Annotated in this window: 11 protein-coding genes; all 11 read left to right on the top strand. The window is 29.5% G+C overall.

The window, feature by feature from the left end:
- Positions 1-69: 69 nt before the first annotated feature.
- Positions 70-843 (top strand): RNA polymerase sporulation sigma factor SigG, encoded by a 774-nt coding sequence (sigG, locus tag CUEA01_RS07725; protein ID WP_234121076.1) that lies wholly within the window; start codon positions 70-72, stop codon positions 841-843.
- Between the two features lie 359 nt (positions 844-1,202).
- Complete coding sequence (locus CUEA01_RS07730; protein ID WP_329603971.1) at positions 1,203-1,463, top strand: YlmC/YmxH family sporulation protein; 261 nt, start codon at positions 1,203-1,205, stop codon at positions 1,461-1,463.
- A gap of 91 nt (positions 1,464-1,554) precedes the next feature.
- Complete coding sequence (gene nrdR / locus CUEA01_RS07735) at positions 1,555-2,010, top strand: transcriptional regulator NrdR (protein WP_234122142.1); 456 nt, start codon at positions 1,555-1,557, stop codon at positions 2,008-2,010.
- Positions 2,011-2,428: 418 nt separating this feature from the next.
- Positions 2,429-3,139: a peptidoglycan editing factor PgeF gene (pgeF, locus tag CUEA01_RS07740; protein WP_234121077.1), complete on the top strand. Its 711-nt coding sequence runs from the start codon at positions 2,429-2,431 to the stop codon at positions 3,137-3,139.
- A 22-nt stretch (positions 3,140-3,161) separates the two neighbouring features.
- Positions 3,162-3,860, top strand: coding sequence for a response regulator transcription factor (locus CUEA01_RS07745; protein WP_234121078.1), 699 nt, complete (start codon positions 3,162-3,164; stop codon positions 3,858-3,860).
- Between the two features lie 2 nt (positions 3,861-3,862).
- Positions 3,863-5,566: a two-component system histidine kinase PnpS gene (gene pnpS / locus CUEA01_RS07750; protein WP_234121079.1), complete on the top strand. Its 1,704-nt coding sequence runs from the start codon at positions 3,863-3,865 to the stop codon at positions 5,564-5,566.
- 763 nt (positions 5,567-6,329) lie between these two features.
- Positions 6,330-8,441: a methyl-accepting chemotaxis protein gene (locus tag CUEA01_RS07755; protein ID WP_234121080.1), complete on the top strand. Its 2,112-nt coding sequence runs from the start codon at positions 6,330-6,332 to the stop codon at positions 8,439-8,441.
- Positions 8,442-8,552: 111 nt separating this feature from the next.
- Positions 8,553-9,473, top strand: coding sequence for a phosphate ABC transporter substrate-binding protein (locus tag CUEA01_RS07760; protein WP_234121081.1), 921 nt, complete (start codon positions 8,553-8,555; stop codon positions 9,471-9,473).
- 78 nt (positions 9,474-9,551) lie between these two features.
- On the top strand, positions 9,552-10,436 hold the full coding sequence (pstC, locus tag CUEA01_RS07765) for a phosphate ABC transporter permease subunit PstC (protein WP_234121082.1): 885 nt from the start codon (positions 9,552-9,554) through the stop codon (positions 10,434-10,436).
- A complete protein-coding gene (pstA, locus tag CUEA01_RS07770) occupies positions 10,436-11,320 on the top strand; it encodes a phosphate ABC transporter permease PstA (RefSeq protein ID WP_234121083.1) in 885 nt (294 codons plus the stop codon). The genes pstC and pstA overlap by 1 nt, the downstream gene beginning before the upstream one ends.
- 12 nt (positions 11,321-11,332) lie before the next feature.
- Positions 11,333-12,082 carry a phosphate ABC transporter ATP-binding protein PstB gene (gene pstB, locus CUEA01_RS07775; RefSeq protein WP_234121084.1) on the top strand — a complete coding sequence of 250 codons (750 nt, stop codon included), beginning with the start codon at positions 11,333-11,335 and terminating at the stop codon, positions 12,080-12,082.
- Positions 12,083-12,196 lie beyond the last annotated feature (114 nt).

A 12,196-nucleotide genomic window follows, 5' to 3' on the forward strand; every position in this document is an offset into this window, starting at 1 on the left:
TGTCTTTCGTATAAAATAAGTTTCTTTAGGGAATAATTTTAATGCTATTATTCCAAAGGGGCTGATAAAATGGTTATAAATAAGGTGGAAATATGTGGAGTTAATACAGCGAAGCTTCCAGTATTAAAAGAAAAGGAAATGCGAGAGCTTTTAATTAGTATGAGAAATGGAAATACAGGATCAAGAGAAAGATTTATTAAATGTAATTTAAGATTAGTTTTAAGTGTAATTCAAAGGTTTAATAATAGAGGTGAAAATGCAGATGATTTATTTCAAGTAGGCTGCATTGGACTTATAAAATCCATTGATAACTTTGATTTAAGTCAAAATGTAAAATTTTCAACTTATGCAGTTCCAATGATTATAGGTGAAATTAGGAGATATTTAAGGGATAATAATTCAATAAGAGTAAGTAGATCTTTAAGAGATATAGCTTACAGAGCACTGCAAGTTAGGGATAAATTTATAAGTAAAAATAATAAAGAACCTACGGTATCACAAATTGCAAAGGAGTTAAAAGTACCAAGAGAGGAAGTTATTTTTGCTTTAGATGCAATACAAGATCCTATATCGTTATTTGAACCAATATATCACGATGATGGTGATGCAATATATGTTATGGATCAAATAAGTGATAATAAAAACTTGGATGACAGCTGGCTTCAAGATATATCTATTAAAGAAGCAATGAAAAAGTTAAATGATAGAGAAAAAATGATACTTAATATGCGTTTTTTTGATGGAAGAACACAGATGGAGGTTGCAGATGAAATAGGAATTTCACAAGCACAGGTATCTAGATTGGAAAAAACAGCTCTTAAACATATGAGAAAGTATGTTTAAAAGGGGTTGGTAATGATTGTTAGGCATGTAATATAAAATTAATGCGAAACATTAAACTAGAGTAGAGAGTAAAGAGTAGAGAGTAGAGTGAAGGGTGATTTACCTTTCCTTGCGTCAGGTAAATCTTAAACTTAAATGTTGTCAGCTTTGCTGAACAACATTAGGAACGCGATTGCGTAAGCAATCAAAAAATAAGTTTTAAGATTTTCTGTAGCAAAGCGGAAGAAAATCATCCTTCACTGTACTTTGTACTCTGTACTCTGATAATGGTTCGCATTTTTTTATTTAGTGCAATAATTCTTTAGTTATAAATTATAACATTAATTAATATAGTTACATATATAGTTTAATAGTCGGGGGTGGGACAAGTGTATTCTATTAATAATTTAAAGTCAATGGAAATTATAGATATTAACACGGGAACTAAGCTTGGGTTTATTAAGGATTTGAAAATAGATGTTGAGAACTATAAAATTTTAGCATTAACTATTCCGGATTCAAAAGGGTCGAAGTTTTTTTCAAAGAATGATGATATAGAAATAAAATGGGATAAGATTAAAAAGATTGGCGTAGATGTAATACTAATAGATGGTGATAATTTATTTGATAATAGGGATTGAATATTACATGATAAAAAGGTTATAATTATGTAGAGATAAACGGCTTTATTGGTTTATCTTTAGAAGTTTTTTTACAAAGGACGTGAAAGTATTGAAATGCCCATTTTGCGGATACAGTGAAAGTAAGGTTGTAGATTCAAGATCTACAGAAGACAGCATGGCAATAAGAAGAAGGCGTGAATGCTTAAAATGCTCAAGACGTTATACTACATATGAAAAAGTCGAAGATATACCAATATTAGTTATAAAAAAGGATTCTAGCAGAGAATTCTTTGATAAATCAAAGATAATTAATGGACTTATAAAATCTTGTGAAAAAAGGCCAGTTTCAAGATCACAAATTGAAAATATTGCAGCTGAAATAGAGAAAAGTATAAGTAATAAAATGATTGCAGAAATTAAATCTGATGATATTGGTGAGATGGTTATGGAAAAACTTAAAGATATAGATGAAATATCTTATGTGAGATTTGCATCTGTGTATAGGCAGTTTAAGGATATAAACACTTTTATGCAGGAATTATCTAATTTAATAAATAAGAAATGAGACTGTTAAACTAAGATTATTTAATGCGTAACTTAAAATTATTGCGAACTAAAAATCAGAGTACAGAGTACAGTTAAGGTTGATTTACCTTTCCTTACGTTAGGTAAATCTTAAACTTATATGTTGTTCAGCTTCGCCGAACAACATTGATGCCGCGATTGCGTAAGCAATCAAAAAATAAGTTATAAGATTTTCTGTAGCAAGGCGGAAGAAAATCATCCTTCACTGTATTCTGTACTCTGTCATCTGTACTCTGAATAAAAGGTTCGCAATATTTATTGTTTGCGTATTAAATAATTTTGTGCGACAGCCTTATTTTTTATGCATGCTTTTATTAAGTTATTGTTAAATATGTTAAAAGAGTAATAATATTAACACAAAAAAACTAAATATGATAATATTAAATAGGGGGATAATTGTGAATATAAAATGCATAGAGAACTATGAATTTATAGAAGAAAAAGATGAAAATGTTAGTTTATATTTTTCTACTTCAAAAAATAATTTGAACTTTAAGATAAATTCAGAAGAGGGCATGAGGAATATCAGTAATTTAAAAAGTTGGTTTAATGTAGAAAAAGTAGGCTATTTAAATCAAATTCATAGTGATAAAATTTATAAATTTGATGGAAATGCTTATGATGGAGATTCAATAATTACAAATCAAAAAAATGTAGCGGTTGGTGTCTTTACAGCTGATTGCGTGCCTATTTTAATTTATGATAAAACTAGTGGTGTTGTAGCTGCAGTTCATAGTGGATGGAAAGGAACTGTCCTTAGAATAGTAGAAAAAACTGTTAAAGTTATGAAAAATGATTATGGATGTGATGAAAAAAATATTAGTGCAGTCATAGGACCACACAATAAGGTTTGTTGCTATGAGTTTGGTGTGGAATTAGTTGAAGATTTCAAAAAGATAGATATTTATAGAAATGAAGATATATATGTGAATGGTAAATTGGATTTACAAAAGTGCATAATAAAACAATTAAAGAATGCAGGAATTACAAATATAAAACCTTTGAACATATGCACATACTGCACTAAGGAATACCAATTACATTCATATAGGAGAGATAAAGAAAAAGCTGGTAGGATGTTTTCTTTTATAACTATTAAGGCATCTTAAAGAAAATATGGAGGAGTAGTTTATGGCTGGAGAAAAAATTTTAGTAGTAGATGATGAGGAACATATTATACAACTTATAAAATTTAATTTAGAGAAAAATGGATATAAAGTTATATCGGCAATTGACGGCATAGAAGGGCTTAAGATTGCAAAGTCTGAGAGACCTCAGCTAGTTCTTTTGGATTTGATGCTTCCTGGATTAGATGGATATGATGTATGTAGAGAAATTAGGAAAGATAATAATATATCTAATATGCCAGTTATTATGATAACTGCTAAAGGTGAAGAACTCGATAAGATTTTAGGACTTGAACTTGGAGCAGATGATTATATAACAAAACCTTTCTCTGTAAGAGAGTTAATGGCAAGAGTTAAGGCTGTCCTAAGGAGAACCAAAATAGAATATAATGATAAATCATATAAATTTGGTGACATTGCTATTGATTTTCAAAAACATGAGATAATTAAAGCTAATGAGAAGCTAGATTTAACTTTAAAGGAATTTGAGCTTTTGGAAGTGCTTATAAAAAATAAGGGAAGAGTTATGACAAGAGATTTTCTTTTAGATAAAATTTGGGGATATGAGTATATAGGTGAAACACGTACTGTTGATGTCCATATAAGGCACCTAAGACAAAAAATTGAAGATGATGATAAGAAGCCTAAATATATAGAGACTATTAGAGGAATAGGCTACAGATTTAATTTTGACGGTGAGTAGTTATGAGAAAAAGATTATTTATTTATAATATATTTATACTTACATTTACGTTACTAATAGTGACAGGCTTGTTTATTAATATAGTTAACCGTGAATATGAGCAAAATGTTGAGCAAGATTTAAAGAGAAATAATGTTATAGCATCAAATATAATAGATAAAACGTCAGAAAATGATGTACCTAGCGCCCTCAAAGATATATTTAAAAATTCTGATCTAAGAATTACGTACATACGTAAAAATGGTACTGTTATTTATGACAATGATATTGATGCAAAAAAATTAAATAATCACAATAAAAGAGCTGAAGTTATAGAGGCCAGAAAAGATGGTGACGGTTACAGTATAAGATATAGTGATTCTTTAAAGAAAAAAATAATGTATTATGCTCATTTAAAAAAAGACGGTAGCATAGTGAGAACTGCAATTTGGATTTCTTATATTAATAGATTTAAAGAAGTATATTTAAAATATTATTTTGCGGTTGTGGCACTTGCAGCTATTGTGTCTGTTTTTATATCTTTTAAGTTGTCACAAATAATTTTAAAGCCAATTAGAGATTTAGAATTTATCACTTCAAGAATAGCAAGAGGTGAACTTGAAAGAAGAGTTAAAGTTGAATATAAGGATGAGATTGGCAATCTTGGCAATACATTTAATGATATGGCTGAAAAACTTCAAAGTACTATTACAGATTCTATAGAAAAACAAAATAAATTAGAAGCAATTTTAGAGAGTATGGATAGTGGAGTTATTGCAGTTGATAAAAAATATAGGGTTATAATGATAAATCCATGTGCAGAAGGGCTATTTGGATTAACTAAAAATATAATTGGTGAAAGGCTCATGGATAATATAAGAAATTATGAACTTGAGGATATTTTTAAAGAAAAATCGAAGGAGTACAGAGAAATAAAAATAGTTTGGCCTAAAGAAAGAATTTTAAGGGTGAAAACAGCTGAGATAATTAATGGATATGAATGTATAGGAACTGTTGCAGTACTTCAGGATATTACGGATATTATTAAATTGGAAAATATGAGAACTCAATTTGTTGCAAATGTATCCCATGAGCTTAAAACGCCTCTTACATCTATAAAAGGGTTTGCAGAAACCTTAAGATATGTAGATGAAAGTGATAAAAGAGAAGAATTTTTAAATATAATCGATGAAGAGGTTGACAGGTTAAATAGATTAATTGGGGATATATTATCGCTTTCAGATATAGAAATTCATGTAGATGAGAAAAAGGAAGAAATTGATGTAAAGGCTGTAATTAATAATGTATATAATCTTTTGAAGGATTCTGCTCAAAAGAAAAATATTGAAATTCAAGTTAGTTTGGAAGGGGCACCTAAACTTATCGGAAATGCTGATAGATTTAAGCAGATGATTATAAACTTGGCTGATAATGCAATTAAGTATAGTGAAAATGGAGATAAGGTATTTATAGGAAGCAAATTTGAAGATGGTAACTACATTATTTGGGTTGAAGATACGGGCGCAGGTATACCAGAAAAAGATATTCCAAGATTATTTGAAACTTTTTATAGGGTAGATAAAGCTAGATCTAGAGCTAAAGGTGGTACAGGACTTGGACTTGCTATAGTTAAACATATAGTTTTAAATTTTCATGGTAAAATAGAAGTAGAAAGTGAACTTGGTAAAGGAAGCAAATTTATAGTTACATTACCGTGTGAAGGATAATGCCAAAATGTATTTTAAAGGGGATTTTTTTCTAAAAAAGAATTTAACCATAATTAAAAATTAATGCGAACTAAAAATTAGAGTACAAAGTACAGAGTACAGAGTACAGTGAAGGATGATTTACCTTTCCGTACGTTAGGTAAATCTTAAACTTAAATGTTGTCAGCTTTGCTGAACAACATTTATTCCGCAATTGCGTAAGCAATTAAAGAAATAAGTTATAAGATTTTCTGTAGCAAAGCGGAAGAAAATCCTCATTCACTGTACGTTGTACTCTGTACTCCGTGCTCTGAATAAGGGTTCGCTTTTTTGTTGCAGTTGAAACAGTGAAATTATAAATTGCAAGTTGTCTATATATAATATGTAAATATAAATAAACATAATATGAACAAGAATTTAACAAACGATTGTACAGAATTAACATTAATTTAATATTATGAGATTGGTTATATAAGAGTATTGATTTAATATTATGAGAATGGTTGTAAAAATGTATCACTATATATAGATATACCAGTTCAACTATTAAAATTCATGTGCACCATAATGCCAAGAAACCGGCATTTTGGCACAAAGAAATTTTAAGTTTCACAATGGTTTATCTTTAAGACACAGTAACTAAGAAATTATTACATTATAGCATAGATGGGCGACTTAAAAAGTTAAAATTGCATATGTTAAGTTTATTTTGATTTGTTAGGGTAAACTCAGTATTTGTAATTTTAAATTTTCAAACTGTACATCTATAAAAGGAGTAATGCATATGAAAAATTCTGTATTAAATCAGTTGTTAAAAAAAATTAATCCTAATATTAAGTTTGCAAAAATAAAAAATAGTAATAAAACAACTTCAATATCTTTTAAAATAATTGTAATTGTATCAATCACAATTATTTTTTTAATGTTGGCAGTAGATGGAATAGTGAATGCGCTAACCTATAATAAAATTTATCAAATGAACGAAGATAATATGAAAGTTGTTACATCAGAAATGTGTAATGATTTTCAAAATATGATGCTGGTGCAATCTAGTGACACGGATAAAATTGCTGAAAATCCTAGTATACAAAGTATAGCAATAAAGGAAAATCAATCTACAAGGCAGGATGTTTTGCTAAAAGAACAGGATTTAATAAGTGAAATTAAAAATAAGATTGCTTTAAATACAATAGATAAAAATGATACTGAAAATATATTTTTTGCAGGAAAGGATGGAATAACTGTAGCTTGTACTAATGATGACTATTTAGGCTACGATAATTCTCATTATGATTATATTAATAGTGCACTTCAAGGAGGAAAGAGTGCAATTAGCTCTGTATATACTTCAGTAATGACAAGCAAGCCTGTAATAACTTTTGTAAGTCCAGTTAAAGATGGAGCTGGAAATACTATTGGTGTTGTTGGTAAAACTGTATTTATAGATTACTTTTCTAAAAGGTTTAAAAAATTCAAATATATGAATGATGGGTATGTATCAATACTTGATCAAAATAATAACATAGTATATCATCCACAAAATTATTACATAAATAAAAAGAATGAAGTAGAAGAAATTAAACAGGTATTGAGAAATAAAAGTTTTTTTGAAAAGCCAAGTTCTAATTTTATTCAATTTGATTTTAATAATAAAACTTATATAGGTAATATAAGCAGTATACCACAATTGAAATTAGCCATAATTTTAATGGATGAGAAAGAAGAAATAAAGAGTATACCTGAAAAATTAGGAATTATTATTTTAATTATTACTTTAATTGCAGTTACAGCTGTAATTTTAATATTGAATGTTATAATTAGAAATTTATTTAAGCCTATGAATGTGCTTATAAAAAACACTAAAGAGATTGCAAAAGGTAATTTAACTGTTTCAAATAAAATAGTACGTCTAGATGAGGTTGGCAAAATATCTAAATCCTTTAATGAAATGGCATCTAATATAAAAGTTCTTTTAATGAGCATAAAGGAAGTTTCAAATGAAGTAATGGATACAAATAATTCTGTTAAAAAAGCTCAGAGCTCTGTTGCCGATGGTATGGATGTTATAAGTGTGGACATGGATAGAGCAAAGCAAAACACACTTCATATATCTGAGAATTTAGATGCTAGTTTTGATGCCTTTAACAATATAAGAACAAAAATAGCTGGAATAAAAAATTTATCTAAGGGAATGCTAAATTTATCTAATAGTATACAAACAGTTAATGATACAGGTATAAAAAGAGTTAAAGAATTGGCTAATATGAGTGGAATATCAAAAACAAGTATTAGAGAAGTTGGAGATTCCTTTGATGAACTTACAAAGAGCGTAAGCGAAATTAAAAATATAGTTAATGTTGTAAGCGAAATTTCGAATAAAACCCATGTTTTAGGGTTGAATGCAGCTATAGAAGCAGCAAGAGTTGGTAATAGTGGAAACAGCTTTGGCGTAATTGCAGAAGAAATAAGAACGCTATCTTTAAATATAGAAAGTGAGATGGAAAATATAAGTGAAATAATAAACAAAATTAATATTAAAACAAATAATACAGGTACAAAAATACAATATGTTGATGAAGTTTTCAATAAAGAAATAGAAATTGTCAATAATACAATCGAAAATTATAAAAATATATTTAATTTAAGTATAGAAATTACTTCAAGTATTAAAAATATAGATGTTAACTTAGAAGCTGTTAATATTGAAAATGATGGAGTTTATAATAAGCTTAATGAAATTAACAACTTATACAAGGAATTTAATGATGTAATAGGTAAGGTTTCTTGTGTGATTGAAGAACAATATCAATATGTTAGTGAAATGGATACTACTCTTAAAAATATGAATCACATAACTGCACAACTTGATAGCAATGTCAACAAATTTGTAGTATAAGTTTTGTTAAGTTTAGTTAACAATGGTATAATACTCGATTAACATTGATGGGGTATTATATTAAATGTAGTTAGGATGTTAAAACTAATTAAGTTTTTGGAGGTAGATTAGATGAAAAGTAAAAAAGTTAAATTTGTAGTTGCAGCTTTAGCAATTACAGTGATGGCAGGATTATTTGCAGGTTGTGGAAGTTCAACTTCTAATGATAAAAAGGCAACTTCAGATAATACAACTAAAAAAGTAGAGAAGGTATCAGGCTCAATAACAGCTTCAGGTTCAACAGCACTTCAACCTTTAGCAGAAGATTCAGTAGCTGGATTTAAAACAAAGAATCCAGATGCAAATGTAAATGTACAAGGTGGAGGAAGCGGAACTGGTTTGAGCCAAGTAGCTCAAGGAGCAGTTGATATTGGAGATTCAGATATATATGCAGATCAAGGCGGAAAACTTAGTGCAGATGATGTTAAAGCTTTAGTAGATCATAAGGTTTGTGTTATAGGTTTTTCAGTTGTTACAAGCAGCGATGTAACAGTAAAAAGCTTAACTAAACAACAAATACAAGATATATTCAAGGGAAACATAACAAATTGGAGTAAAGTTGGAGGACCTAATGAAGCAATAAATGTTATTAATAGACCAGCATCATCAGGAACTAGAGCAACTTTCTTTAAAACAGTAATGGATAATCAAAGTGAAAAAGCAGGTTTAGGAACTACACAAGATGCAAGTGGTTCAGTTAAAACTGCTATGACTAGTACTAAGGGTGCAATTAGTTATTTAGCTCTTTCTTATTTAACTGCTGACAATAAAAAAGGTATAAACATGGTTCAAATAGACGGAGTTGATGCTACTACTGATAACATAACTGCTGGAAAATATAGCTTCTGCTCATATGAACATATGTATACTAAGGGAGAAGCAAAGGGAGTTGCAAAAGCCTTCATAGATTATATGATGAGCAGCGATAATAAATCACAAATAACTAAAGATGGATATATTCCAATTTCCGATATGAAAGTAGAATTGAAATAATTCAAAAAGGACTGGTTGCAGTTTTGTAGCCAGTCTAAGTGTTTACATAAATATAGAAAGTAGTTTGAGGGAGATAGTATGAAATCAAAAAGTTTTTTCAAAAAACTTAAAAATGAGTATATTGGAAAAGGATTTGTTACTTTTTGTGGTATATTAATGGTGGTTTTAACTTTATCCATTATTTTTTTCGTGGCATCTAAAGGAATTCAAGTTTTTGCTAAAGATCACTATTCTTTATCACATTTTTTATTCTCAAGTAATTGGGATCCAGATAATAAAAAGTTTGGTGCTTTAATTTTTATGCGTGGTTCAGGAATTGTATCAATTGGGGCTGTACTTATAAGTACTCCACTTGCAATTGCTTTAGCAGTGTTTATGAATATAATATCACCTAAATTAGGACAGAAAATTCTTCAACCAGCACTTGAGTTATTTGTTGGAATTCCGTCAGTTGTATACGGATTTGTTGGAGTAATATTTCTTATACCATTAATAAGAAACAAATTTGGTGGCGTTGGATTTAGTGTACTTGCAGCTATATTGGTGTTAACTATAATGATACTTCCAACCATAGCTAGTTTATCTTCTGATGCAATTAGAAATGTTCACCATGATTATATTGAAGCTTCCTATGGATTAGGAGCAACAAGGTGGCAAACTATATATAAAGTAATAATACCAGCTAGCAAAAATGGAATACTTACAGGCATAGTACTGGGACTTGCAAGAGCATTTGGAGAAGCTTTAGCTGTGCAAATGGTTATTGGTAATGCAATTAGGTTTCCAAAGGGATTATCGGATTCAACTATAACGCTTACTGGTGTTATAACAATGGATATGGCTAATACTGGAAATGGAACGCCTTGGAATGATGCACTTTGGGCTTTAGCATTTTTATTACTTATAATTTCATTTGTATTTATTGTAGTAATAAGATTAATTGGGAGAAAGGGTGAAGTATAATGAAAGCTAAAACTGTAGATAAAATTGCAACTGCTATTTTATATCTCATATCTTCTCTTGTAGTTTTGTTATTAATTTCTTTTATTGGATTTATAATATACAGAGGTAGAACTTCATTGAATTTTAATTTTATATTTGGAGAGCCTAAAACGTCTCAAGCAGGAGGGGGAATAGGTCCTCAGCTATTTAACTCTTTTTATATGCTTATAGTTTCACTTATAATAACAGTGCCTTTTGGAGTTGGAGCAGGTATATATTTATCTGAATATGCAACAGAAGGAAAAATTTTAGGCTTTATAAGACTTTGTATAGAAACTATGGCATCACTACCATCCATAGTTGTAGGTTTATTTGGTATGCTAGTTTTTGTTATTATGACTAAATGGCAAAATACTTTGCTTTCAGGAGCCTTAGTAATTGCAATCTTAAATTTACCGTCTATGACAAGGGTAAGTGAAAATGCCATAAGGGCATCGTCTTTAAAGGTAAAAGAGGCAAGTCTTGGACTTGGTGCAACTAAATGGCAGGCAATAAAAACTGTTATTCTTCCATCATCAATGCCTCAAATTTTAACAGGAGTTATATTGGCGGCAGGAAGAATATTTGGTGAAGCTGCTGCACTTTTATATACTTCAGGTATGAGCGCACCAATACTAAAATATAGTGATGTAAGTTTAGTTGGTCAAACTTCTCCATTTAGTTTATTTAGACCAGCAGAAACTTTAGCGGTTTATATTTGGAAGTTAAATTCAGAAGGCATGGTGCCAGATGCAGCTAAAATCGCTAGTGGAGCATCGGCTGTACTTGTAATAATGGTATTGATTTTTAATTTTTCAGCTCGTTTTATAGGCAAGAAAATATACGAGTCATATAGTGGAAAGTAAGGGGGAAATTCTATGAGCATAATAGAAACAAAAAATTTAAACTTATATTATGGAAGTGCTCAAGCTCTTAAAAATATAAATTTAAGCTTTGAAAAAAATACAGTTACTGCATTAATAGGTCCTTCAGGTTGTGGTAAATCTACATTCTTAAGAACAATTAATAGAATGAATGATCTTATACCTATTGTAAAAATTGACGGTGAAGTTACCTTTGAAGGAAAAAACATATATAAGGATTATGATGAAATAGAACTTAGAAAAAGAATAGGAATGGTTTTTCAAAAGCCAAATCCTTTTCCGATGTCAATATACGATAATGTTGCCTATGGACCTAGAATCCATGGTATTAAAAATAGAGGTAAGCTAGATGAAATTGTTGAAAATAGTTTGAAGGGAGCTGCTCTTTGGGATGAGGTTAAGGATAGACTTAAAAAGAGCGGTCTTGGTCTATCAGGTGGACAACAGCAGAGACTTTGTGTAGCAAGAACCCTTGCTGTAGAACCAGAAATACTTTTAATGGATGAACCTACATCTGCACTTGATCCTATTTCAACATTAAAAATAGAAGAACTTATGGATGAATTAAAAAAGAAGTATACTGTAATAATTGTAACACACAATATGCAGCAGGCAGGAAGAATATCAGATAATACTGCTTTCTTCTTAAGTGGCGAAGTTATAGAAAGTGGCAAAACAGAAACTATATTTTATAAACCTGTTGATAAGAGAACGGAAGATTATATAACTGGTAGATTCGGCTGATTTAAAGATATACCATTGTGAAACTTAAAATTTATTTGTACAAAAATGCCATCTCCTTGGCATTATGGTGCACATAAATTTTAATAGTTGAGCTGATATATCTATATTTAAAGA

Source organism: Clostridium hydrogenum, assembly GCF_021432385.1.
Classification (GTDB): Bacteria; Bacillota; Clostridia; order Clostridiales; family Clostridiaceae; genus Clostridium_S; species Clostridium_S hydrogenum.

What these genes read in the sequence shown, in the direction of transcription:
- sigG (WP_234121076.1), top strand. Translation starts at nt 70, where the DNA reads ATGGTTATAAATAAGGTGGAAATATGTGGAGTTAATACAGCGAAGCTT.
- CUEA01_RS07745 (WP_234121078.1), top strand. Translation starts at nt 3,162, where the DNA reads ATGGCTGGAGAAAAAATTTTAGTAGTAGATGATGAGGAACATATTATA.
- pnpS (WP_234121079.1), top strand. Translation starts at nt 3,863, where the DNA reads ATGAGAAAAAGATTATTTATTTATAATATATTTATACTTACATTTACG.
- CUEA01_RS07755 (WP_234121080.1), top strand. Translation starts at nt 6,330, where the DNA reads ATGAAAAATTCTGTATTAAATCAGTTGTTAAAAAAAATTAATCCTAAT.
- CUEA01_RS07760 (WP_234121081.1), top strand. Translation starts at nt 8,553, where the DNA reads ATGAAAAGTAAAAAAGTTAAATTTGTAGTTGCAGCTTTAGCAATTACA.
- pstC (WP_234121082.1), top strand. Translation starts at nt 9,552, where the DNA reads ATGAAATCAAAAAGTTTTTTCAAAAAACTTAAAAATGAGTATATTGGA.
- pstA (WP_234121083.1), top strand. Translation starts at nt 10,436, where the DNA reads ATGAAAGCTAAAACTGTAGATAAAATTGCAACTGCTATTTTATATCTC.
- pstB (WP_234121084.1), top strand. Translation starts at nt 11,333, where the DNA reads ATGAGCATAATAGAAACAAAAAATTTAAACTTATATTATGGAAGTGCT.